The 23,146-nt window shown below is 69.8% G+C and carries 24 protein-coding genes; 11 read left to right on the forward strand and 13 right to left on the reverse strand.

Annotated features, from left to right (window positions below; genetic code table 11):
* Positions 1-21 precede the first annotated feature (21 nt).
* Both BU28_RS0112295 and BU28_RS0112300 read right to left on the reverse strand, forming a co-directional pair.
* The gene (locus BU28_RS0112295; protein ID WP_028719748.1) at positions 22-1,293 is read right to left on the reverse strand and encodes a D-arabinono-1,4-lactone oxidase; all 1,272 of its coding nucleotides are present in this window, start codon (positions 1,291-1,293) and stop codon (positions 22-24) included.
* A 27-nt stretch (positions 1,294-1,320) separates the two neighbouring features.
* Positions 1,321-2,088, reverse strand: coding sequence for an SDR family NAD(P)-dependent oxidoreductase (locus BU28_RS0112300; RefSeq protein WP_028719749.1), 768 nt, complete (start codon positions 2,086-2,088; stop codon positions 1,321-1,323).
* Between the two features lie 132 nt (positions 2,089-2,220).
* Here BU28_RS0112300 and BU28_RS0112305 point away from each other — a divergent pair, with 132 nt between their 5' ends.
* The gene (locus tag BU28_RS0112305) at positions 2,221-3,015 is read left to right on the forward strand and encodes a helix-turn-helix transcriptional regulator (protein WP_028719750.1); all 795 of its coding nucleotides are present in this window, start codon (positions 2,221-2,223) and stop codon (positions 3,013-3,015) included.
* Between the two features lie 15 nt (positions 3,016-3,030).
* On the opposite strand, the gene BU28_RS22870 is transcribed toward BU28_RS0112305, so the two are convergent.
* Positions 3,031-3,660 (reverse strand): GNAT family N-acetyltransferase, encoded by a 630-nt coding sequence (locus tag BU28_RS22870; protein ID WP_051578167.1) that lies wholly within the window; start codon positions 3,658-3,660, stop codon positions 3,031-3,033.
* Positions 3,661-3,833: 173 nt separating this feature from the next.
* Here BU28_RS22870 and BU28_RS0112315 point away from each other — a divergent pair, with 173 nt between their 5' ends.
* Both BU28_RS0112315 and BU28_RS0112320 read left to right on the forward strand, forming a co-directional pair.
* Complete coding sequence (locus BU28_RS0112315; protein ID WP_028719751.1) at positions 3,834-4,187, forward strand: cupin domain-containing protein; 354 nt, start codon at positions 3,834-3,836, stop codon at positions 4,185-4,187.
* 8 nt (positions 4,188-4,195) lie between these two features.
* Positions 4,196-5,857 carry an amidohydrolase gene (locus tag BU28_RS0112320; RefSeq protein WP_028719752.1) on the forward strand — a complete coding sequence of 554 codons (1,662 nt, stop codon included), beginning with the start codon at positions 4,196-4,198 and terminating at the stop codon, positions 5,855-5,857.
* A gap of 121 nt (positions 5,858-5,978) precedes the next feature.
* On the opposite strand, the gene BU28_RS0112325 is transcribed toward BU28_RS0112320, so the two are convergent.
* Positions 5,979-7,679, reverse strand: a complete 1,701-nt coding sequence (locus BU28_RS0112325; RefSeq protein ID WP_036762776.1) for a BCCT family transporter — start codon at positions 7,677-7,679, stop codon at positions 5,979-5,981.
* Between the two features lie 238 nt (positions 7,680-7,917).
* On the opposite strand from BU28_RS0112325, the gene BU28_RS0112330 reads away from it, so the two are divergent.
* The 8 genes from BU28_RS0112330 to BU28_RS0112365 all read left to right on the forward strand — a co-directional run bounded on the left by BU28_RS0112330 (position 7,918) and on the right by BU28_RS0112365 (position 15,278).
* Positions 7,918-8,607, forward strand: coding sequence for a GntR family transcriptional regulator (locus BU28_RS0112330; protein WP_028719754.1), 690 nt, complete (start codon positions 7,918-7,920; stop codon positions 8,605-8,607).
* A complete protein-coding gene (locus BU28_RS0112335) occupies positions 8,604-9,473 on the forward strand; it encodes an isocitrate lyase/PEP mutase family protein (RefSeq protein ID WP_028719755.1) in 870 nt (289 codons plus the stop codon). The genes BU28_RS0112330 and BU28_RS0112335 overlap by 4 nt, the downstream gene beginning before the upstream one ends.
* Positions 9,470-10,192 carry an SDR family NAD(P)-dependent oxidoreductase gene (locus BU28_RS0112340; protein WP_028719756.1) on the forward strand — a complete coding sequence of 241 codons (723 nt, stop codon included), beginning with the start codon at positions 9,470-9,472 and terminating at the stop codon, positions 10,190-10,192. The genes BU28_RS0112335 and BU28_RS0112340 overlap by 4 nt, the downstream gene beginning before the upstream one ends.
* A complete protein-coding gene (locus BU28_RS0112345) occupies positions 10,189-10,692 on the forward strand; it encodes a TRAP transporter small permease (RefSeq protein ID WP_028719757.1) in 504 nt (167 codons plus the stop codon). Before BU28_RS0112340 ends, BU28_RS0112345 begins: the two co-directional genes overlap by 4 nt.
* Positions 10,689-11,966 (forward strand): TRAP transporter large permease, encoded by a 1,278-nt coding sequence (locus BU28_RS0112350; RefSeq protein WP_028719758.1) that lies wholly within the window; start codon positions 10,689-10,691, stop codon positions 11,964-11,966. Before BU28_RS0112345 ends, BU28_RS0112350 begins: the two co-directional genes overlap by 4 nt.
* Positions 11,967-12,005: 39 nt before the next feature.
* Positions 12,006-13,016 carry a TRAP transporter substrate-binding protein gene (locus BU28_RS0112355; protein WP_028719759.1) on the forward strand — a complete coding sequence of 337 codons (1,011 nt, stop codon included), beginning with the start codon at positions 12,006-12,008 and terminating at the stop codon, positions 13,014-13,016.
* A gap of 70 nt (positions 13,017-13,086) precedes the next feature.
* Positions 13,087-14,496: an FAD-binding oxidoreductase gene (locus BU28_RS0112360; protein WP_028719760.1), complete on the forward strand. Its 1,410-nt coding sequence runs from the start codon at positions 13,087-13,089 to the stop codon at positions 14,494-14,496.
* Positions 14,493-15,278: an HpcH/HpaI aldolase family protein gene (locus BU28_RS0112365; RefSeq protein WP_028719761.1), complete on the forward strand. Its 786-nt coding sequence runs from the start codon at positions 14,493-14,495 to the stop codon at positions 15,276-15,278. The genes BU28_RS0112360 and BU28_RS0112365 overlap by 4 nt, the downstream gene beginning before the upstream one ends.
* Positions 15,279-15,342: 64 nt before the next feature.
* Here the strand turns inward: BU28_RS0112365 and BU28_RS0112370 are convergent, their stop codons facing one another.
* From BU28_RS0112370 to BU28_RS0112405, 9 genes are read right to left on the reverse strand one after another with little or no spacing between them, the layout of a single operon-like run.
* Positions 15,343-15,780 (reverse strand): DUF6165 family protein, encoded by a 438-nt coding sequence (locus tag BU28_RS0112370; RefSeq protein WP_028719762.1) that lies wholly within the window; start codon positions 15,778-15,780, stop codon positions 15,343-15,345.
* The gene (locus BU28_RS22875) at positions 15,777-16,439 is read right to left on the reverse strand and encodes a hypothetical protein (RefSeq protein WP_051578168.1); all 663 of its coding nucleotides are present in this window, start codon (positions 16,437-16,439) and stop codon (positions 15,777-15,779) included. The genes BU28_RS0112370 and BU28_RS22875 overlap by 4 nt, the downstream gene beginning before the upstream one ends.
* Positions 16,439-16,666 carry a hypothetical protein gene (locus BU28_RS26105; protein WP_051578169.1) on the reverse strand — a complete coding sequence of 76 codons (228 nt, stop codon included), beginning with the start codon at positions 16,664-16,666 and terminating at the stop codon, positions 16,439-16,441. Before BU28_RS26105 ends, BU28_RS22875 begins: the two co-directional genes overlap by 1 nt.
* Before the next feature lie 15 nt (positions 16,667-16,681).
* Positions 16,682-17,719, reverse strand: coding sequence for a UDP-glucuronic acid decarboxylase family protein (locus tag BU28_RS0112380; RefSeq protein WP_081791371.1), 1,038 nt, complete (start codon positions 17,717-17,719; stop codon positions 16,682-16,684).
* A gap of 4 nt (positions 17,720-17,723) precedes the next feature.
* The gene (locus BU28_RS0112385; RefSeq protein ID WP_028719764.1) at positions 17,724-18,809 is read right to left on the reverse strand and encodes a CgeB family protein; all 1,086 of its coding nucleotides are present in this window, start codon (positions 18,807-18,809) and stop codon (positions 17,724-17,726) included.
* The gene (locus BU28_RS0112390) at positions 18,806-19,888 is read right to left on the reverse strand and encodes a CgeB family protein (protein WP_028719765.1); all 1,083 of its coding nucleotides are present in this window, start codon (positions 19,886-19,888) and stop codon (positions 18,806-18,808) included. The genes BU28_RS0112385 and BU28_RS0112390 overlap by 4 nt, the downstream gene beginning before the upstream one ends.
* Positions 19,885-20,994, reverse strand: coding sequence for a CgeB family protein (locus tag BU28_RS0112395; protein WP_028719766.1), 1,110 nt, complete (start codon positions 20,992-20,994; stop codon positions 19,885-19,887). Before BU28_RS0112395 ends, BU28_RS0112390 begins: the two co-directional genes overlap by 4 nt.
* Positions 20,991-22,064: a glycosyltransferase family 4 protein gene (locus BU28_RS0112400; RefSeq protein ID WP_028719767.1), complete on the reverse strand. Its 1,074-nt coding sequence runs from the start codon at positions 22,062-22,064 to the stop codon at positions 20,991-20,993. Before BU28_RS0112400 ends, BU28_RS0112395 begins: the two co-directional genes overlap by 4 nt.
* Positions 22,061-23,146: an SDR family NAD(P)-dependent oxidoreductase gene (locus BU28_RS0112405; RefSeq protein ID WP_028719768.1), complete on the reverse strand. Its 1,086-nt coding sequence runs from the start codon at positions 23,144-23,146 to the stop codon at positions 22,061-22,063. Before BU28_RS0112405 ends, BU28_RS0112400 begins: the two co-directional genes overlap by 4 nt.

The following is a 23,146-nucleotide window of genomic DNA, read 5'->3' on the forward strand; positions in this document are numbered from 1 at the left end:
GTCCCGCCCGCGCCGGCGCCGTCAGCGGAACAGCTGCGACAGATGGTCGTTCAGGTAGACGCCCTGCGGGTCCAGCTTGCGGCGCAATGCGCGGAAATCCTCGGCCCTGGGATAGATTGCCGTCACGTCCTCGCCGGTCAGGAAATGCATCTTGCCCCAATGCGGCCGGGCGCCATAGCCGCGCAGGATGCGGTCCACGGCGCGCAGATAGTCCCAGTAGTCCTTGCCCGGCTCGCCCGAGACCGAGACCGTCACGCTGTCCTGGCGATGGAACGGGCTCATCCAGGCCTCGTCCCCGGCGGTGAAGCGGTATTCGATGGGATAGATCGCCTCGGGAAAATCCTCGAGCATCAGCCGGCGCACGGCGCGCACCGCGTCCTTGCCGTGTTCGCGCGGCACGGCATATTCCAGTTCGTGGAAGTTCGCGACATATTCGATGGGATAGACGTCCGCGCTGTAGGCGACCTTCTCGAACTCGGCCTCGAAGGGCTCCTCCTCGGTGATGTCCATCACTTTCATCTCGCAGACGTCGGTGGTGCGGCCGGATGTCGAGGTCGCCGCCGTGTCGGGCAGGCAATAGCAATGCCGGCTTTCCTCGTAAGGGCACCAGAAGAAACTGAAATGCCGGTGCTTTTCGGCCAGTTCGTCATGCATCTCCATGGCGGATTCGAAATCCTCGCGCCAGATGCGTTCGCGCAAGCGATAGCTGTCGGTCAGTTGCAGCGTCATTTCTGAAATCGCGCCCAAAAGGCCCAGCGACACCCGGCCGGCCAGCAGCAGGTCGGGCGTCGTCTCGTCCACCACCAGGATCGAGCCGTCGGGCTGCACCAGCTTCATGCCGACGATGGCATCGGCCAGCACCGGCAGGGTCGCGCCGGTGCCATGCGTGCCGGTGGTCAGCGCGCCGGCGATGGCCTGGCTGTCGATGTCGCCCTGGTTGATCATCGACAGACCCTCGGCCTTCAGCACCTTGACCAGTTCGTTGATCGTGGTCCCGGCCGAGGCGGTGACGCGCCGCCGCTCGCGGTCGATGTGCTTGACGCCCTTCATGCCGGCCAGGGTCAGGTGCAGCCCGCTGGTCAGCGCGACCGGGGTGAAGCTGTGGCCCGAGCCCGCGACGCGGACGTTCATGCCCTTGGCGGTGGCGCCGGCGATCAGGGCGCACAGCTCGTCCTCGCTGGCGGGGGCGGCGCGGGCGGCGCGGACGCAGGACTGGTTGCCGACCCAGTTGCGCCAATGCGCGTGCTCCAGGCCGAAATCGTTGACGGTCATGCCGTGCGACGCGGTGTTCATGGCGTCATTCTCCCTGTTGGTTCCGGTTCAGATCGCGGTGTAGCCGTTGTCGGCGAATAGATGGGCGCCGTTGACGAAGCTGGCGTCGTCGCTGGCCAGGAACAATGCGGCGCTCGCGACCTCCTCGGGGCGGCAAAGCCGGCCCTGGGCGGCGGCAATCATGCTTTCCGATACATCGACGCCCTGCTTGCCCAGCATCTCGATCTCGCGCAGGCCATGGGCGGTGGCGATGAAGCCGGGGCAGATCGCGTTCGCGCGGATGCCGCGGTCGCGGAACTCGACGGCCAGGGCGCGGGCGAACATGTGGCAGGCACCCTTGCTGGTGCAGTACAGCACCTCCATCGGCGTGCCGACCACGGCCGAGATCGACGAGGTGCAGATCACGCTGCCGCCGCCCGCCGCGATCATGCCGGGCAGCACCGCCCTGGTGACCAGGAACATGCTTTTCACGTTCACCGCCATGACGCGGTCCCATTCCTCCTCGCTGGTGTCCAGGAAGGGCAGGGCGGCCAGGATGCCCGCGTGGTTCATCAGCACGGTGACCGGGCCGAAGGCCGCCTCGACCGCTGCGACCGCGCCGGCCACCTGCGCCGCGTCGGACACGTCGGCGGGGGCGAAGATCGCCTGATGCCCCGCGTCGCGCAGGCGCTGCGCCACCGCCTCGCCCTGGCTTGCCGGCAGGTCCACGATGCCGACCCGCGCGCCCTCGGCCGCGAAGCGTTCCGATGCGGCCAGCCCGCAGCCGCCAGCCCCGCCAGTGATAAGGGCGGTCTTGCCCTGCAAACGTCCTGTCACGTCATCCTCCCTTGCCGGGCTTGCGCGCCCGGCCGTTTTCCCGTGTGAATGGCCAAAGGGTCCGGTCTCTCCCATGGCCGGATGGGAAAAGCCTAGGGAGGTGGGGTGGAAATTCCATATGGCGAAAGTCATATGATCGGCGCGCGGACGGCGCAGGCGGTCGCCGGGCTGTTCGCGTCTGTCGGCACATCCGGCTATGGCGCGGCGCTGGACCGGCTGACCCGGATCGGCGCCGGTTTCGACATGAGCTGCATCTTCGGCTTTTCGGCGACCCGCCCCCCGGTGGTGATCCATGACGGCTACAGCGAGACGGTGGACCGCCGGGCGCTGCGGTCCTATCTGCGCGGCGCCTATCAGCTGGACCCGTTCTATGCGGCCTGTATCGCGCAGCCGCTGCGCCCGGGGCTGTGGCGGATGCGCGACCTGGCCCCCGACGCCTATTACGACGCCGGCTTTTCCGGCTCGCACGAGGTGCATCCCTGCATCTCGGACCAGGCCGGCACGCTGGTCGAGGAGATCGGCTATGTCCTGCCGCTGCCGGACGGCTTCGCGGCCACCTATTCGCTGATGCGCAATCGCGGCGGAGCCCTGTTTGACCAGTCCGAGATCGACCGGCTGCACGGGCTGATCCCGATCGTCGCGGCAAGCCTGCGCCTGCATTGGACCATGCTCGGCTCGGACAGCCGGCCCGTCGCGAGCCCGGACCCCGACGAGGTGTTCCGCACCGCCTTCGCCAGCCTGACGCCGGCCCAGCACGCCGTGACCAAGCTGATCCTGCGCGGCCACAGCAACATCTCGATCGCCGGCAACCTCGACATCACCGAGGGCACGGTCAAGCAGCACCGCTACAACATCTACAGACGCCTGGGCATTTCCAGCCAGTCCGAGCTGTTCCAGCGGTTCATAGACCATCTCGGCGGGCAATGACGGCCGCTGGCCTGCTCAGCCGGGATGCGCCCCCGCGTGACCGGGCAAGCCGCCCGGGCCGGATCGGGCCGCGCCGACCGGCTTGGTGAACAGGATCCATTCGCCTGCATCGACCTTCCAGTCGCCCTTGACGACCGGGCGGCGGGCGACCTGCCGATAGCCCTTCGCCGTGTAAAGGCGCAGCGCGTCCCGATGCGTGTCCGCGGCGATCAGGCTGATGGTGTCGTGACCGGCGGCGGCCGCGACGGATTCGGCATAGGCCAGCAAGGCGCTGCCCAGTCCCTTGCCGCGAAACCCGTCGTCGGTGGCCAGCACGTTCAGGTACCACGACCCCGGCGCCAGCGCCTCAAGCTCCAGCAGCGGCACGAAGATCGGCGGCGTGTCCGGGTCGACCGGGCCGGGCGCCGGCTCGGCCGCATAGCCGAGCAGGCAGGCCGCGACGGTGCCGTCGACCTCGGCCAGCCAGGCGTTGCGATAGGAGAAGTTTCCCGTCTCGCGCGCGGCACGTTCCCGTCCCAGCGCCCAGGGGTCGCCCTCGGGGCCGACCGACTTGCGCCAGAAATGCAGCGGCAGGTCGTCCGCCGCCATGTTGATGAAGCGCACCAGATCGGCGGCGTCCGACGCCCTTGCCCTGCGGATCTCCATGCCTGTTTCCCGTTCCTGCCTGCGCCCCTTGCGCGCCTCAGTCTTTGACGATCTGGCGGCCGCTCGCCAGCCCCTTCGGCAATCATGCGCCCCCTCCGATCGTCTGGCTTGCGCGCCGCGCGGGGGGCGCCTACCAAGATCGGTGATCCACGCGGCGCCTTACGAGGACAGACATGAGCGACACGGTTTTCCGCTTTCCCGAGCCGGGCCCCGAGCCCATCACCACCGATCTGGAGGGCTGGACCAAACGCGAGGGCAACCCGACCATGCGCTACTGGGTGCAGCACAGTTCGGCCGACGGCAGCATGATCTCGGGCACCTGGGAGGCGACGACCGGCACCTGGCATGCAAGCTATCAGTTCTACGAATTCGTCCACCTGATCGAGGGCCGCATCACCATCACCCCCGAGGGCGGCGAACCCGTCACGCTGACGCCCGGCGACGCCTTCGTGGTCGAGCCGACGTTCAAGGGCACCTGGACCATCGAGGAGCCGGTGCGCAAGCACTTCGCCATCAAGCTGAAATAGGCGCGGCCATGCCCCGCGCCGATCTGATCCTGACCAACGCCCGGGTCCTGACCATGGACCCGGACCGCCCCCGCGCCGAGGCGGTGGCCCTGGCCGGCGAACGCATCCTGGCGGTCGGCGGCGCGGCCGAGATCGCCGCGCTGGCCGGGCCGGGCACGCGGATCATCGACGCGGGCGGCGCGACGCTGCTGCCCGGCTTCTTCGAGGGGCATGTGCATGTCGGGCTGGGCGGGGCGGACCTGACGCATCTGCACATCGGTCACCTGCACGGGGCCGAGGCGGTCGGCGCCGCCTTCCGCGCCTTTGCCGCCGCGAACCCCGACGCGGCCCTGCTGATGGCGCAAGAGGCGCATTACGGCATCCTCGGGCATCCCGCCTCGCGCCACGATCTGGACGCGATGATCGCGGACCGGCCCATCGCCATGATGTCGCCGGACCTGCACACGGTCTGGGCCAATACCGCCGCGCTGCGGGCGGCCGGGCTGCTGCATGGCGCGAATATGCCGCATGGCCATGAGGTGGTCATGGGCGCGGACGGCCTCGCCACCGGCGAATTGCGCGAATTCGAGGCCTTCGGCCCGCTGATCGCCTTTGCCGGCGAGGGCCGCATCAACCTGGGCATCGCCACCGGCGAGGAACCCGATTCCGCGCCCACCCCGGCCGAGCGCGCCGCCGACAAGGCGCTGCTGCTGAAGGGGATGGAGCATTGCGCCGCGCATGGGGTGACCAGCCTCGTGAACATGGACGGCAACCGCTATACGCTGGAGCTGCTGGCCGAGATGCGGGCCGAGGGACGCTTGGCCCTGCGCGTCAAGGTGCCGTTCCATTTCAAGCCGCATATGGAGCTTGAGGCGCTGGAGCGCGCATCGCGCATGGCGGCGGATTTCGACGATGACTGGATCAGTTCGGGCTTTGTCAAGCTGTTCATGGACGGGGTGATCGACAGCCGCACCGCTTACCTGCTGCGCGACTATCCCGACCAGCCCGGCCACCGCGGGCAGCCGCTGTTCGCGGATTTCGACCGCATCGCCACCGAGATCGACCGGCGCGGCCTGCAGATCGCCGTGCACGCCATCGGCGACGGCGCGGTCCGCGCGGTGATCGACGGCTATCAGGCGGCGCGCGCCGCCAACGGTCCCCGCGACAGCCGCCACCGCATCGAGCATATCGAACTGATCGACCCCGCCGACGTGCCCCGGTTGGGCGCCTTGGGCATCACCGCCAGCCTGCAACCGCCGCATGCGCCGGGAGCGATGGATTTCCCGCTGCAACCGACCCTGTCGCGGATCGGCGCGGACCGCTGGCCGGATGCCTACCTGTGCCGCAGCCTGGCCGGGGCCGGCGCCGCCATCGCCTTTTCCAGCGACTGGCCGGTGGCCGATGTCTCGGTCCTGCGCGGCATCGCGGCGGCGCTGACGCGCGTGCCCTATGACGGCGCCCGCGACGAGCGGCTGTCCCTGGCCGAGGTGCTGCACGCCTATACGGCGGGCGGCGCCTGGGCGGCGCACCGCGACCATGTCACCGGAACGCTGCGCCCGGGGCTGGCCGCCGACCTCGTGCTGCTGGGCGGCGACATCGAGGCCGTGGAGCCGGCCCGGATCCCCGATCTGGGCGTGGCCCTGACGATCTGCGGCGGCCGCATCATCCACGAGGCCGGGATGTCGGGCTGAGGGCGCGTTGAACGCCGCCGCGATGCCGGCGCCGCGCCCGCAAGGATCAGCCCCCTGGCCGGAGCCTTGACGCCCGGCGCCCGCGCGGGCCAGCATGATGGCACCGCCGGGCACGCCCGCCTCAGGCCAGCTCCCGCTTTTCGGCCAGCAGGCCCTTGAGGATGGCCCAGCAGGCGCCCAGCAGCACCAGCGTGAAGGGCAGGCCGGTCGAAACCGCCATCGCCTGCAGCGCCGCGAGCCCTCCGCCCAGCAGCAGCGCAATGGCGACCAGCCCCTCGAAGCTGCACCAGAAGATCCGCTGCGGCACCGGCGCATGGATCTTGCCGCCCGCCGCGATGGTGTCGATCACCAGCGAGCCGGAATCCGAGGAGGTGACGAAGAACACGATCACCAGGACGATGCCGATGAAGCTGGAAATCGCGGTCAGCGGCAGCTGCGACAGCATCTGGAACAGCTGCAGTTCCAGCGCCGCATCGGTCACGCCCGAAAAGCCGGCCAGCGTCTCGGAAATCGCGGTGCCACCAAAAGCCGTCATCCACAGGACCGAGATCAGCGAGGGCACGATCAGCACCGCGGTCAGGAACTGCCGCACGGTCCGCCCGCGCGAGACCCGGGCGATGAACATGCCGACAAAGGGCGACCAGCTGATCCACCAGGCCCAGTAGAAGGCGGTCCAGCCATGGCGAAAGTTGTCGTCGCTGCGCCCGAACGGATTGGACAGCGGCAGGATCTTGGCGCCATAGGCGGCCAGATTGCCGAAAAAGCCGGTCAGGATCTGCCAGGTCGGCCCGGTCAGGATCACGAAAAGCAGCAGCACGACCGCCAGGATCATGTTGATCTCGGACAGGCGCTTGACCCCTTTCTCGACGCCCAGCACCACCGAGGCGGTGGCGACGGCGGTGATGATGACGATCAGCACGATCTTGGACGTGTCCGACGCGCTCCAGCCGAACAGGAAGCCGAAGCCGGCAGTGGCCTGCTCGGCGCCGATCCCCAGCGAGGTGGCCAGCCCGAAGAGCGTCGCCATCACCGCCAGCACATCGACGACATGGCCCGGCCAGCCCCAGACCCGCTCGCCCAGGATCGGATAAAAGACCGAGCGCAGCGTCAGCGGCAGCCCCTTGTTATAGGCAAAGAGCGCCAGCGCCAGCGCCACCACCGCATAGATCGCCCAGGGGTGCAGGCCCCAGTGGAAGATCGTCGCGGCCATCGCCAGCCGGCGGGCGCCCAGTTCGTCGCCCGGCGCGCCGTCCAGCGGCGCCCAGTCGGTACGGACCCCGTTTTCGACCACCGGCCCGCCCAGGGCGGCGGTGAAATGGCCCAGCGGCTCGCTGACGCCATAGAACATCAGGCCGATGCCCATGCCCGCGGCAAAAAGCATGGAAAACCAGCCCGACAGGGTGAAATCCGGCGTCGCCTCGGGACCGCCCAGCCGGACCGAGCCCAGCGGCGACAGGATCAGGCCAAGGCACAGCAGCACGAAGATATTGCCGGCGATCAGGAAGAACCAGTCGAAATTGCTGGTGACCACGTCGCGCAGGCCGGCAAAGAAGGGCCCCAGCACCGAGGGGAACAGCAAGGTCGCCCCGGTGAACAGCACGATGGCCGCGGCCGAGATCATGAAGACCGGGTTGTGGATGTCATAGGCGACGGGCTTCACGCCCTCGATATTGTCCTGGCCGATCTCGTATTCGGTCGAGATGATCTCGGTGGGGCCCTCGGGCAGCGGCAGGGCCTCGATACCGGCGCTGCCATCCTGCTGGCCGGCCAAGGCGTCGCGTTCCGTCTGCGTCTTGTCGTCGGATGGGCTTGGTTGTGACATGCGTCCCTTTCTCATTTTTGGTGCGATGGGGCGCCGAAAATTTCGACTTGGCGCCGATGCGCCTGGGGGACGAAGAATTTCACAATTTCTTCAGGATTGCCATCCGTCGTCGGCCCGGCCGTCCCCGCAGCGTGCCGCCTGAGCCCGGGACCGCGTGCAGGAAGCTGCGGAAGCTGATTGACTCGTGCTCTTACATGTTACATGTAACACGCAACTCTTGCTTGGGGAGGAGCCAGAGATGCCTGCCGGACCCGCCATGCGCATTGCGCAGCCGCCGTCGCTGGCGACGATGGTCGCGGAACGACTGCGCGACGCGATCATCGATGGCGAATTCACCCTGGGCGAAAACATCTCGGAGGAGCGGCTTTGCGCGGCCTTCGGGGTCAGCCGATCACCCGTCCGGGACGCGCTGAACGCGCTGCAATTCACCGGCCTGGTCGAGGTGCGGCCCAAGCGCGGCAGCTTTGTCTTCAACCCGACCGAGGCGGATGTCGCCAGGCTTTGCGATTATCGCTTCATGCTGGAACGCGAAGCGGCGCTGATGGCCGTGCGCGTTGCCAGGAACGATCTTGCGGCCGGGCTGGAGGCGGCGGTCGCGACCATGGCGCGGGCGCATGCCGACGGCGACCGCCGCGCCTATGGCCATGCCGACACCGCCTATCACGGCGTGTTCTTTGCCTGCTGCGGCAACAGCCTGGTGCGCGACGCCTATCGCCTGGCCGAGGCGCAGCTGGCGACGCTGCGCACCCTGCTGACCGCGCCCTTCGACGAGCGCCGCGAATCCGGCCTGACCCAGCACCGCGACATGGCCGAGGCGCTGCTCTCGGGCGACGAGGCGGGTTTCGCCGCCATGCTGAAGGCGCACGCCGACTGGAGCGGGCGCCTGACCGCAGCCCTGCAATCGCAACAGGAACGGAACCCCGGATGACGGATCAGGCCAGGACCCTGCGCGCCCTGCTGGCGCATGGACGCATCATCGCGGCGCCGGGCGCGCCCGACGCGCTGTCGGCGCGGCTGATCGCGCGGACGGGTTTCGACGCGGTCTACATGACCGGGCTTGGCGCCACCGCCAGCCGGCTGGGCGCGCCGGACCTGGGCCTGCTGAGCCAGACCGAGATGGCCGATCAGGCCCGCGCCATGGCCGCCGCCGCCGGGGTGCCGGTGATCGCCGACGCCGACACCGGCTATGGCGGGCCGCTGAACCTGCGTCGCGTCGTCGACGACTATGCCCGCGCCGGCATCGCCGCCTTCCATGTCGAGGACCAGCAGATGCCCAAGCGCTGCGGCCAGCTGTCGGGCGCGCGCCTGGTGCCGCCGGCCGAGGCCGAGGCCCGGCTGCGCGCCGCCGTCGCCGCGCGGGACGCCAGCGGCCGCGACATGCTGGTCATCGGCCGCACCGACGCGCTGGGGACCGAGGGCATCGAGGCCGCGCTGGAGCGCGCCCGCCGCTATGCCGGGGCGGGGGTGGACCTGACCTTCGTCGATGGCATCCGCACCATCGCCCAGGTCGAGGCGGTGGCCCACGGCCTGCCCGGACCCAAGGTCGTCAGCCTGGTCGACGGCACCGAGGCCGCCGAGCTGGACCTGGCCCGGTTGCAGGACATGGGCTTTTCGGTCTGCCTTTTCGCCATCACCACGCTGCTGGCCAGCCTGACCGCGCAGGCCGCGGCCTTGCAGCAGTTGCGCAGCACCGGCCGCATCCCCGCCGATGCCGAGGGCTTCGACTATGCCCGCTTCTCGGAACTGGTCGATCTGGCCGGGCACCAGGCCTTTGCCCATGAGTACGAGGCGTGAGCGCGCCGGTCGTCCTGATCACCGGCGGCGCGGCGGGCATCGGCCTTGCGATCGCCCGCCGCGCGGCGGCCCGTGGCGCGCGGCTGTGGCTGTGGGACCGCGACCCTGACGCCCTGCGGGCCGCGCAATCCGAACTGGGTTCGCGCGCCCGGACCTTTGCGGTCGACCTCGCGGACGCGGACGCCATCGCCGGGGCCGAGGCCGCGCTGGCGGACCTGCCGCCGACGCATCTGGTGAACAATGCCGGCATCCTGGGCCGGGCCATGACGTTGGACGCCATGGAAGCCGCGGAAATCCAGCGGGTGCTGTCGATCAACGTCACCGGCACGCTGCTGTCCAGCGCGGCCTTTCTGCGCGCGCGCGCCCCGCATCCGCAGGCGGCCATCGTCAACATGTCCTCGATCGCCGGAACCAATGGCGGCGCGCCGGGCCATGCCGTCTATGGCGCGACCAAGGCGGCGCTGCTGGCGCTGACCTGCGCGATGGCCCGCGACCTGGCGCCCGAAATCCGGGTCAACGCGCTTGCGCCGGGGATCATCGACACGGACATCCAGAAAACCGTATTCGCCGACCGCGACGCGCTGCGGGCCGCGGCATCAGGCATTCCGCTGGGCCGGGTCGGCAGCCCCGACGAGGTGGCCGAGGCGGCGGAATGGCTGCTGTTCGCCGCCCCCTATGTCACCGGCGAAACCATTCGCGTCGGAGGAGGGCGCAAATGAAACACCTTGATCGTCTGTTCTTTCGCGCCATCGACATCGCGCTGGTGCTGCTGCTGGCGGCGATGACGCTGATGGTCTTCGGCAATGTCGTGCTGCGCTACGGCTTCGGCTCGGGGCTGGATTTCTCGGAGGAGATGTCGCGCTTCTGCTTCGTCTGGATGATCTTCCTGGGCTCGATCGCGGCCATGCGGCGCAACCTGCACATGGGCTTCGACATGGTCGTGGTCTCGGCCGGCCCCAGGGCGCGCCGCGTGCTGCTGACGCTTGCCAACGCGCTGATCCTGGGCTGCTGCCTGCTGTTGCTGGCGGGCACGCTGATGCAGTGGCACGTCAACGCCACCAACATCGCGCCCGTCACCGGAATGCCGATGAGCTGGCTGTTCGGCGTCGCCCTGCCGATGAGCCTGGCCGTCGGTCTGATGGCGGGCTGGCGCATGATCGGCTATGCCACCGGCCGCCTGACGGACGCCCCCACCCCGCATGGCGAGCTGCACGAATGAGCCTGGTCATCTTTCTGGGCGTGCTGATCGCCGCTATGGCCGTGGGCGTTCCCATCGCCTTTTCGCTGATCCTCTGCGCGGTCGCCATGGGCCTTGCGCTGGACATGTTCGACCCGCAGATCATCTCGCAGCGCATGATCGTGGGTGCGAACAGCTTCACCCTGCTGGCGATCCCCTTCTTCCTGCTGGCCGGCGAGCTGATGAACGCGGGCGGCATGTCGCGCCGCATCGTGGCCTTTGCCATCTCGCTGGCCGGGCATGTCCGGGGCGGGCTGGGCGTGGTCGCGATCTTTGCCGCGATCATCCTGGCCTCGCTCTCGGGCTCGGCCGCCGCCGATACGGCCGCGCTGGTCACGATGCTTCTGCCGATGATGCGGGGCGCCGGCCATGACGAGGCGCGCTCGGTCGGGCTTCTGGCCTCGGGCGGGATCATCGCGCCGATCATCCCGCCCTCCATCGCCTATATCATCTTCGGCGTGGCGACGAACCTGTCGATCACCCAGCTGTTCATGGCCGGGATCGTGCCCGGCGTGATGATGGGCCTTGGCGCGCTGGCGGCCTGGATGGTCGTGTCGCGGCTGGACAACGTCGAGCCCCTGCCGCGCGCCACCTGGGCCGAGCGCGGCCGCGCCACGCGGGACGCGATCTGGGCGCTGGGTCTGCCGGTCATCATCCTGGGCGGCATCCGCTTTGGCATCGTCACCCCGACCGAGGCCGCCGTCGTCGCCGTCGCCTATGCGCTGTTCGTGGGCCTTGTCGTCTATCGCGAACTGAAGCCCTCGCAGCTGTTCGAGGTGTTCCGCAACGCGGCCACCACGACCGCCGTGGTGATGCTGCTGGCCGCCGCCGCGCTGGCCACCGCCTGGTTCGTCTCGATCGCGGATCTCTCGGGCATCGTGCTGTCGCTGGTCGAGCCGCTGATCGAGCATCCCAAGATCCTGATGGCGGTCATCATGCTGCTGATCGTGGCCGTGGGGACGGCGCTGGACATGGGCCCGACCATCCTGATCCTGGCCCCGGTCCTGCTGCCGGTGGTCAAGGAGGCCGGGATCGACCCGATCTATTTCGGTGTCCTTTTCGTCATCAACTGCGCCATCGGGCTGGTGACGCCGCCCGTGGGCATCGCGCTGTCGGTCGCCTCGGGCGTCTCGGGCGTGCCCATGCACCGCGCGGCCCTGGGGGCGATGCCCTTCATGATCGCCCAGATCGGCGTCCTGTTCCTGCTGGTCCTGTTCCCGCAACTGGTGCTGTGGCCGATGGAATGGCTGCGCTAGCGCCCTGAAACCCTGTTCTGTCCTTGGGAGGAGAAACCGATGAAACGCAGCATGAAAAGCCTTCTGGGCACGGCGCTGGTCGCGGCGGCGCTAGCCGCCCCGGCCCAGGCCGAGATCGGCCGCCACACCTTCAAGGTGTCGAACGGCGCGGCCGAGGATCACCCCGTCTCGGCCGGGATCAAGGGCATGTCGGAATGCCTGGCCGACAAGACCGACGGCAAGATGAAGCTGCGCGGCTTTTACAACGGCGAACTGGGCGACGATGCCGAGGCCACGCAATCGGTGCGTTCGGGCTCGATCGAGATGGTGGTGACGGGGGCGGCCGCGATCGGCGGGATCGAACCCGCGATGAGCGCCTTCGAACTGCCGTTCCTGTTCAATTCGGATGCCGAGGTCGATGCGGTGATGACCGGCCCCTATTACGACCATGTGGCGGCCAAGATGCCGGCGCATGACCTGGTGCTGCTGTCGATCTGGGAAAACGGCTTCCGCAACTCGACCAACAACAAGCACGCGATCACCAGGGCCGAGGATTTCGCGGGCCTGAACTTCCGCGTCATGCAGAACCCGATCTTCCTGGACACCTTCCGCCGGCTGGGCGCGAACCCGGTGCCGATGGCCTTCGGCGAGGTCTTCACCGCGCTGGAGACCGGCGCCGTGGACGGGCAGGAAAATCCGCTGCCGCTGATCCAGGCCAGCCGCTTCTACGAGGTCCAGAAATATCTGACCCTGACGCGCCACGCCTATTCGCCGACCCCGGTGCTGATGTCGAAGAAGGTCTGGGACGGGCTCGACCCCGAGGAACAGGCGCTGGTCCAGACCTGCGCCACCGAGGGCCGGGTGAAGCAGATCGAACGCTCGCGCGCCGCCGTCGACGAGGCCCTGGCCGAGCTGAAGGAGCACGGCATGGAAGTGACCGAGCTGACCCCCGAGGCCACCGCCCATCTGCGCGAACTGGTCGCCCCGGTCTATGAGGCGGCGATCCCGACCGTCGGGCAGGAGAACTACGACCTGCTGACCGCAGAGCTGAAGAAGGTGCGCGGCAACTAAGCCCCACGACCCGTTCGGCGCGGCCTCCTCCCCGGCCGCGCCGATCCCGTCCCTGCCAGAGGTTCCGACCATGCCCGCCCAGCCCGATGCCTGCCTTGCTGCCCTGGCGGCAGCGTTCCCCCCTGCCGCGCTTCTGCAAGGCGACGCCATTCCTGCCCGCAACCTGCAGGACACCAGCTATCTGCCCCCCGAGACGCCGCTGGCCGTGCTGCGTCCCGACACGCCCCAGGGCGTGGCCGAGGCGGTGCGGATCTGCGCCCGGCACGGCGTCGCGGTCGTGCCTCAGGGCGGGCTGACGGGGCTGGCGGGCGGCGCCCATCCGCTGGCCGGCGCAGTCATGCTGTCGCTGGAGCGGCTGGCCGGGATCGAGGAAATGGACCCCGCCGCCTCGACCATGACGGTGCGGGCCGGCACGCCGCTCGAGGTGATCCAGCGCGCCGCCGACGAGGCGGGTTTCCTGGTCCCGCTGGACCTGGGCGCCAGGGGCTCGTGCCAGATCGGCGGCAACCTGGGCACCAACGCCGGCGGCAACCGGGTGATCCGCTATGGCATGGCGCGCGAGATGGTGCTGGGGCTGGAATACGTCCTGCCCGACGGCACGCTGGTCACCAGCCTGAACAAGATGATCAAGAACAACGCCGGCTATGACCTGAAGCAGCTGTTCATCGGCTCCGAAGGCACGCTGGGCATCATCACCCGCGCGGTCCTGCGCATGCAGCCCAAGCCCGGCTGCGTCAACGCGGCGCTGTGCGGCATGGAAAGCTATGCGGACGTGGTCGCGCTGCTCGGCGCGGCCCGGCGCGGGCTTGGGCCGATGCTGTCGGCCTTCGAGGTGATGTGGGACGATTACTGGCACGAGGTCACCGAAACGGTCGGCGTTCGCGCGCCCCTGGCCGGGCGCCATGCCCTTTACGTGCTGATCGAGGCGCAGGGCCTGTCCGAGGCGGTGGACGGTCCCCGCTTCCAGTCCTGGATCGAAAGCCAGTTCGAGGCCGGGCTGATCGGCGACGCCGCCGTGTCGCAAAGCATGGGCGACGTGGCGGCCTTCTGGGCGATGCGCGACGCCTGTTCGGAATTCGGCAGCCGGCTCGGCCCGCATGTCGCCTTCGACGTGGGCCTGCCGGTGGCCCGGATGGACGATTTCGCCAAGGCCTGCAAGGCACGGGTGGCCGAGCGCGTCCCGAATGCGTTCTCGGTCTATTACGGCCATATCGGCGACGGCAACCTGCATCTGGTGGCGCTGTCGCGCGGCGCCTCGGGGCAGCCGATGGGCCTGATCTCGGCGGCGGTCTATGAAACGGTGCGCGATTTCGACGGCACGATCTCGGCCGAACACGGCATCGGCCTGCTGAAGAAATCCTATCTCGGCCACACGCGGAGCCCGCAGGAACTGGCGCTGATGCGGCGGCTCAAGGCGGCGATGGACCCGCAGGGCATTCTCAACCCCGGCAAGGTGTTCGACATGGAGGACAAGGCATGAACCGGCTGAAGCAACGGATCGCGGCGGGCGAACAGGTCGCCGCCGCCTGGCTTGAACTGGGCAACCCCGACGTCGCCGAGATCATGGTGCGCCATGGCTGGACCACGCTGGTCATCGACGGCGAACATGGCGTGGGCGACCTGGACGACTGGGTGGCCGTCGCCCGCGCCGTCGAGGCCGCCGGCGGCGAGGTGGTGCTGCGGGTGCCGGACGGGTCGGACACCACGCTGAAGCGGGTGCTGGACCGGGGCTTCCGCTCGCTGATCGTGCCCATGGTGAACACGGCCGAACAAGCGCGCGGGATCGTGGCCTCCTGCCGCTATCCCGGGCTGGGGCGGCGGGGATATGCGGCGCCGATCCTGCGCGCCTCGGACTGGGGCGCGCGGCCCGGCTATGCCCGGCACGAGGCCGCCGAGGAACTGCTGCTGATGCTGCAATGCGAGCATGTCGAGGCGGTCGAGAACCTGCCCGAGATCGCGGCCGTCGCGGGCGTGGACATGATCTTCATCGGCCCGAACGACCTTGCCGGTTCGATCGACCACCTCGAGCGCATGGAGGAGCCCGCCCCGCAAGAGTTGCTCAGGCGGATCGAGGCGGGGGCTGCGGCGGCGGGCAAGCCATTGGCGACCATCCTGGGCGCCGGCCGCGGCTGGGCCGAACTGCGGGCGCTTGGTTATCGCTTCATGGTCGGGCCGAACGACATCTCGCTGCTGATCGCCGGCGCCCGCGCCAGCGCGGCCGAGCGCGACGATGGGCCGGCAAGCCCGGTGGCATCCTACTGACCCATCCGGGCGGACCGCCCGGCGTTGCCCCTTGCGCTGCGGAAAACCCCGGCGGCTGCGGCGGTCAACGCGTCCGGCCCCCCGCGTCGGGCTCGGCGGCCGGAGGCCTTCCGTACGACTTCTCCTCGACCAGGACCGAGCGCAGCAGGACGTTGATCTTGCGCTTGAGCGCCGCCCGTTCGTCGTTCGTCAGATAGACCGCGCGCGCCAGCCGGATGAATTCGGCGTCGAAGCGTGCGGCGGCATCGCGGGCGCGGATCGCGTCCTCGATCTCCCACAGGGCGCAGTTGATGCTGCGCAGGGCCTCGATCAGCGCGGCAAGGCCCGGCTGCGGAAGGACCGGCGCCGCGACCTCGCGCAGCAGGGCCAGCTCGCGGGCGACGTTGGCGCGGGCGGCTGCGTCCTCGATGCGGTCGGCCTTGATCTCCAGGATGGTGATCTTGTCCAGCAGCTCGCCCCAGGACACCGGGACAAGCGGCGCGGTGCGCGGCTCCAAGGTCATGCGATCCCCTTTTCCATGGGCAAAGGCCCGGGCAGGCCGTCCAGCGCGGCCGCCGCCGGGCCGATGGCGCCCGCCCAGTCGCCGGGGGCGGGCTGGCGCCAGACGCGCATGGTCGGATACCAGGGCGTGCGCCGGCCCCGGACGGGCCAGCGCCAGTCCGGCCGGTGCTTGACCAGCAGGCACACCGGCTGCCCCAGCATCCCGGCCAGATGGGCGATCATCGTGTCCACCGTGACGACCCCCGCCGCCCCGGCGACCAGTTCGGCGGTGCGCCGGATGTCCAGGGGGCACCCCTGCGGGTTCAGCACCGGCAGCGCGGTCGGCCCCGGCATCAGGGACAGGGCAGGGCCCCGGCAGAACGGCGCGAACATCGGCTCGGGCACGGATCGGTCGGGGTCCCAGTCGCCCGCCCCCCAGCACAGCGCCAGCGTTCCGGGCGGCAGCGGCGCGGGGGCGATCGCCGGCGCCATCAGGGGGGCGTCCGCCGGGCCCGCGCGCAGCGCCAGCGGCAGCTCCATGATCTCGAGGTCGCAGTCTTGCGGCGGCAGCGGCCGGGCCGGATCGAAAGGCACCAGCCGCCCGATGCCCGGCACGTCCTGGAACAGCGCCAGCAGATGCGGCTGCATCTCGACCGTCAGGCGAGCGGCGCGGCGGGCCATCAGCGGCAGGAAGCGGGAAACATCAGCGTGTCGCCCAGGCCGTGATAGCAGCGCACCAGCACGTCCCGCCCGTCGAAGGCGCGTCCGTCCCAGACCCAGCGCAGGTGATAGGGCAGCGCCGGATCGTCGCGCCCGGCCGGGTCGCGCAGGGACAGGCCTTGCGCCGCGATGTCCCAGGCAGCGGCGAAATCGCCGCGCCGCATCGCCCGCGTCCAGGGATCGCCCACGGCCGGGCCCTTCGCCTATTCGGCCGCCTTGGCGGCAGGCCGGCGCTCGTCCAGTTCCTCGGCGAACCAGGCGCAGGTGGCGGCCAGCCCCTCGGCCAGGGGCGTGCGGGGGGACCAGCCCAGCAATGCGGCGGCGCGGCCGATGTCGGGCCGGCGCCGGCGCGGATCGTCGATCGGCAACGGGCGATTGACCACAGGGGCGCGCGTGCCGGTTAGCTTCAGAACATGGGCCAGAAGCTTGTTCACCGTGAGTTCCTGGGGATTGCCCAGGTTCACCGGCTCCATCCCGTCGAAATCGGCCTCCATCAGCGCCAGAAGCCCCGCCACCATGTCCGAGACATAGCAGAAGCTGCGGGTCTGGCTGCCGTCGCCATAGACCGTCAGTTCGTCCCCGCGCAGCGCCTGGCAGATCAGGTTCGACACCACGCGCCCGTCGCAGGGGTCCATGTTGGGGCCGTAGGTGTTGAAGATGCGGGCGACGCGCACCTGCGCGCGGCCCGCGCGGGCATAGTCGAAGGCCAGCGTCTCGGCGGCGCGCTTGCCCTCGTCATAGCAGGCGCGGGGGCCGGTGCAGTTCACATGGCCGCGGTAACTCTCGGCCTGCGGGTGGATCTCGGGGTCGCCATAGACCTCGCTGGTCGAGGTCAGCAGGAACCGGGCCCCGGCCGCCTCGGCCAGGTGCAGCAGGTTGTTGGTGCCGACCACATTGGTCATCATCGTGTGTTCGGGATCGCGCTGATAATGGGGCGGCGAGGCCGGGCATGCCAGGTTCCAGACGCGGTGGATGCGCGGCGCCATCCGCAGCAGCTCGGCAGGCAGCGGCTGGCTGATGTCGTGGTGCAGAAAGCGAAAGCGGGGCTGGCCCTCCAGCGCCCGCAGGTTCGAGGGCCGGGCGGTCTGCAGGTTGTCGAGGCAGAGGACCGCTTCCCCCTGATCCAGCAGCGCGCGGCACAGGTGCGATCCGATGAAGCCCGCACCGCCGGCGACGACGTTCAGGGCCAGCGCCTCCACCGTTCCGCGGGGGCCGTGATCCAGGTCGGTCTGCTTTCTCATGCGTTCATCCCTCCGCTGTTGCGACCGGCCGGGGGCGGGTCTTTCGATGTGCGGCCTCGGCCAGATGCGATTCCAGTTCGGCGGCGCGGTGATCGGACGAATGGCCGGCCCCGATCCGCGCGCTGGCGGCCCGGCCCATCGCGGCCGCATCGCCGTCCAGCGCCGCCAGGACATCGGCCGGGCCATCGGCCAGCACGATCTCGGACCCCGGCCGGAACAGCGTCTCGATCCCCTCCCAACGGTCCGAGATGATGGGCGTGGCGCAGGCTCCGGCCTCGAACACCCGGACCGAGGGCGAATAGCCCGCCCGGATCATGTCCGCCCGCGTGACGTTCAGGGTGAAGCGGCTGGCCGAATAGAAGGCCGCATGGTCGGCGGGCGGGCAATGTTCGATGCGTTCGACATTGCCGGGCCAGTCGATGCCGGCGGGATATTGCGGCCCGGCCACCACGAAACGCAGGTCGGGGCGGCTCCGGGCGGGTTCCAGCAGCAGCCGCTCCAGCGTGGGCTGGCGGTCGTCGCTGTAGGTGCCAAGATAGGACAGGTCCCAGCGGATCGGCACGTCGCGCGGGCCGTAAAGGTCCAGGTCCACCGAGCAGTAAAGCGCCCGCGCCATCGGCGCGCCATAGCGGGTTTCGATATGGCGCAGGGTCGGGCCGCCGGTGAAGGACAGATACACATCGAAACCGGGGATCACCTCGGGCGAGAGGTATTCGTGATCGCCCCGTTCCAGCTTGGCCAGCGTGACCGGCGTGTCGATGTCGTAGAAGGCCGCCACGCCCCCCGCCCAGCCCTGCACGCGGCGCGCGACCTCGACGCCTTGGGGGACGTAGCTGCCGACGATCACCGCATCCGCCGCCGCGATCTCGTCCCGCCAGCGATCCAGCGCGGGCAGCCCCTCATAGAATTCCAGCCGGCACCAGTCGGGGGCGGTCAGGTCGCGCTGCCCGGCATACCAGGGCACGTCGCGTTCCAGGAACAGCACCTGATGGCCGCGCCGGGCAAAGGATTTCAGCAGCGCGCGAAAGGTCGTCGCGTGGCCATTGCCCCAGGACGACGACAGCGACAGGCCCAGGACGACCAGCTTCATGCCGCCATTCCCTTCGCCTGTGCCTTGAACAGCGCGTCCACCTGCGCACCGCGCAGGGCATAGGTGTGTTCCGCCTTGACCCGCGCCAGCGCCGCCTGGCCGATCTCTCTCGCCCGTTCCGGCGTCAGCGCCGCCAGATGGTCGGCCACGTCCTGCCCGTCGCGGGCCACCAGAACCTCGGCGTCGGGGGTCAGGAACTGCTCGATCCCCTCCCAGGCGTCGGTGATCAGGCATGCGGCGGCACCGGCGGCTTCAAAGACGCGGGTGGCAGGGGAAAAGCCCACATGCGCCATGCTGTCGCGCGCGACGTTCAGGACAGCCAGCGGCGTGCAGTTGAAGGCGTTGTGTTCGGCCGTATAGACATGGCCCAGGTGGCGGACATTGCCCGGCATCGGCTTGCTGTCCCAGCCGTTGCCGCCGATCAGGAAACTGCGATCCGCCAGCATGGCGGCGGGCTTCAGGAAGAACTCCTCGACCCGCGCCTCGCGGTCGGGCAGGCGGTTGCCCAGAAAGGCGAGATCCGAGGCGAATTTCGGGTCGGCGGGGGCGGGGTGGTGGGTATCCGGGTCCAAGGCGTTATAGACCGGCTCGCACAGCTTCGCGCCGAAGCCGCGATAGGCGTCCACCACGGGCGGGCCGCCGCCATAGGTCAGCACCATGTCGAGGGCGGGCAGCGCCCGGCGCACCGGATGGTCCGGGGCCGCCCGCATTTCGTCCAATGTGGCCGCCGCATCCACGTCCCAGAAGATCTTGAGCGCGCCGGGTTTTGCACCCGCGACCACGCCGTCCAGCAGTTCCCGGTCGAAGACGCCGACGCCATTGGCCTTGACCACGATATCGGCGTCGGCCGCCTCGGCCAGGACGCCGCGCATGGCGTCCTCGGTCGCGGGATAGACGACCGAGCGGCACCAGTCCGGCGGGTCGATGTCGCGGTGCTGCTGGCGGTCGAAGGCGTCGGGTTCGTAGAAGGTGATCTGGTAGCCGCGCCGGGCGAGTTCGCCCAGGATGCCGCGGTAATAGGTGGCGGCACCGTTCCAATAGGAGGACAGCAGGCTGGATCCGTAGAATGCGATCTTCATGCGGCAGAAGCTCCGTGGTTCAGGCCGAGCGTTCCGGCAATGGACAGAAGTTCCTGCGCGCGATGGGCGCAGGTGTGGCGGGCGCGGATGGTCTCCAGCCCATGCGCCGCCAGCGCGGCGCGCAGGTCGGCATCATGGGCGAGGTCGCGCAGATGGGCGGTCATTTCCGCACCGTCGCGGGCGAACAGAAAGTCTTGGCCGGGGCGGAACAGGGCTTCGCTGTCCTGCCAGGGGGCCGAGACTAGCGGGATGCCGCAGGCCAGCGCCTCGAAGACGCGGATGGTGGGGATGCCGGGCAGCATCGTGGTATAGAAGCGGCGCGGGACATGGACGGTCGCCATGTGGCGCGCAAAGATTTCGGGTGCCGCCGCGTTCGGCGCCCAGCCGTGATAGCGCACGCCGTAACGGTCCAGCGTCGCCAGGGCATCGGCCGGATAGCGCACGCCGTAGATGTCGAGCGGCAGGTTCGCCTCGCGGCCTGGGCGGAACAGGAAGGTCTCAAGCTCCTCGGTCCGTTCGCCGTCGCCCCAGTTGCCGATCCAGACCAGCCCTTCGCGCGCGGTCTCCTGCGCAGGCGGGTGGAACAGGCGGGTGTCGGCGGCCTCGTGCCAGGTCCAGACGCGGTCGACCCAGCCCCAGCGGCGATAGACCGCGCTCAGCGCCTCGCCAAAGGCCAGAACGCCGTCGAAGCCCGACAGGTCGAAGGCGCGGATCGCATCCGGGTCGCTGACGGCGCGGTGGTGGGTGTCGTGGAACAGCAGCTTGAAGCGGGCGCCCTGTTGGCGCGCCCGGCCCAGGGTCGCGGCCAGCGCGGGGTCGTTCCATTCATGGACGATGACCAGATCGGCGTCGCCCGCCAGATCGACCGGATCGGCGGCGGGGTTATAGGTTTCGACCGACAGGTCGGGATAGTTCCGGCGGAAGGGCTCCAGCCCCGCAGGCCCGTGATCGCGCAGCAGGTTTTCCAGGCTCCAGGCGCCTTGCGGCTCCAGCGCGCGGACATGGTGGCCCGCTGCGGCCAGTTCCCGCAGCACGCCGCGCAGGAAATGGGCGTTGCCGTGGTTCCAGCAGCTTTGCAGCGAATGGGTGAAATAGACGATCTTCATGCGGCCTGGGTCCGTCTGGCAAGCGCGTCGCGATAGATCTTGGCCATCTGCTCGGCCATCGCGGCGGGGGTGTAGCGGGCGGCGCGCTGACGGGCGGAGTTGCCCTGCGCGGCGTGGCAAGCCGGGTCGGCCAGAAGCGCGGCGATGGCGTCGGCAAAGCCCTGCGCGTCGCCAGGCGCAACGAAGGACGCCGCTCCGTCCCAGAGTTCGCGAAAGGTCGGGATGTCCGACAGCACCAGCGGGCAACCGGCCTGCGCGGCTTCCAGGACCGCCAGGCCAAAGGGCTCGAACCGGGCGGCGCTGACAAAGACCGGGCGGCGGGCCAGCCAATGGCCGATGACCTCGGCCGGCAGGGGGCCGGTGGCTTGCAGATGCGTGGCCGCGACCGTGGCGCCATGGGGCGCGCGGGTGGCGCCGATGGCGACGAAGGGCGCATTCAGCCGCGCGGCCACGGCGTCCAGGGTGGCGGTATCCTTGACCTCGTCCCAAAGCCTGCCGACCGTCAGCGCGCCGGGAAACGGCTGCGCCGGGGGCAGGGGCAGGGCGGTGCGGCCGTTATGGACCACCGCCGGCAGCAAGGGCAGGCCATAGCGGCGAGCCGTCGCCTCGGCATAGGCGCGGGTCGGCGCCACGACGCGGTCGGCGGCGCGCAGGCCCCGGCCGACCAGTTCGGGCAGCCAGGCCAGCGCCGGATCGACCGCCCCGCCGCGCGCCGCGTCCCACCAGGTGCCAAGGCAGCCGTGGTTCACGGCGACGACCGGCCGGTCATGGCGCGCCACGGCCAGAGCCGGGGCGTTCAGATGCACCAGATCCGCGCCCTCCTCGTGCGCCATCCGCGCGACCGCCTCGGCCGCCGACAGCACCGCTGCGGGACCGTCGCTGAGCCAATCGAGCGGCAGGCCGGTTTCGATCAGCCGCACCCCCGCAGCCTCGGCCGCGGCGCGCTGATCGGGGTCGGGCGCGGGGCCCAGAACCGCCAGCACCACCTCGACCCGCAGGGCGGAGGCGAGTTCCAGCGCATAGGCCCAGACCCCGCCCACCGCGTCGGTGGTCATCAGCACCCGCATCATGCCGACTTCGCCAGGGGCTGGCCGATGGGCAGGTTGATCCCGCCCTCGGCAGCCAGCCATCGCGCCAGCCTTGTCACGCCCTCCTGCCAGTCCAGCTTGGGCGACAGGTCCAGCGCCTGGTCCGCCGCGCGCGTGTCGGCCACGAAATACCGCTGGTCGCCCGCCCGCCAGTCGGAATAGGCGATGTCCACCGGGCGTCCGATGATCCGGCCCACGAAGGCCAGAAGCTGGCGCAGGCTGACCGCGTTCGCGGGCCCGCCGCCCAGGTTGAAGACCCGGCCGGACACCTGGTCGATCCGGTCCCAGGCCGCCAGATAGGCCTCGACCGCGTTCGACACGTCCAGGATGTCGCGCACCTGGCAGCCATCGCCGAACAGCGTGATCTGCTGGCCCTTCAGCGCGCGGATCAGGAAATGGGCGACCCAGCCCTGATCCTCGGTTCCCATCTGGCGCTGGCCATAGATGCAGGACATGCGCAACACGCAGGTGGGCACGCCGAAGCTGCGGGCATAGTCCAGAACATACTGGTCCGCCGCGCCCTTGGAACAGCCATAGGGGGTGTGGAAATCCAGCGGCCGGGCCTCGCCGATGCCGTGGTCGCGCACCTGGACGTCGGTCGGAAGGTAAGCCTCGCCCTCCAGCGCGAAATCCAGATCGGCCAGGTCGCCATAGACCTTGTTCGTCGAGGCAAAGACCAGCGGCGTGCCGTCGCCCTTGGCGCGCAGCGCCTCCAGCAGGTTCATCGTGCCGATCAGGTTGATGGTCATGTCCTCGACCGGCTCGACCATGCTGGTGGTCACGGCGACCTGGGCCGCAAGGTGAAAGACCGCTTTTGCTTCGCGCGCGGCAGCGGCCATGCGGGCGGCGTCGCGGATGTCGGCCCGGACATGCTCGATCCGGTCGTCGTGGCGATCTTGCAGCCAGGCGAGGTTGCGTTCCACCCCCGGCCGGGTCATGGCGTCATAGACGATGACCCGGTGCCCGTCGCCCGCCAGCCGGTCGGCCAGGTTCGAGCCGATGAAGCCCGCGCCGCCGGTGACCAGCACCGGGCGCGGATCGGCGGATGCGTCGGTCCTGGCCAT

Origin of the sequence: Paracoccus yeei ATCC BAA-599 (assembly GCF_000622145.1) — a bacterium.
GTDB classification, from domain to species: Bacteria; Pseudomonadota; Alphaproteobacteria; order Rhodobacterales; family Rhodobacteraceae; genus Paracoccus; species Paracoccus yeei.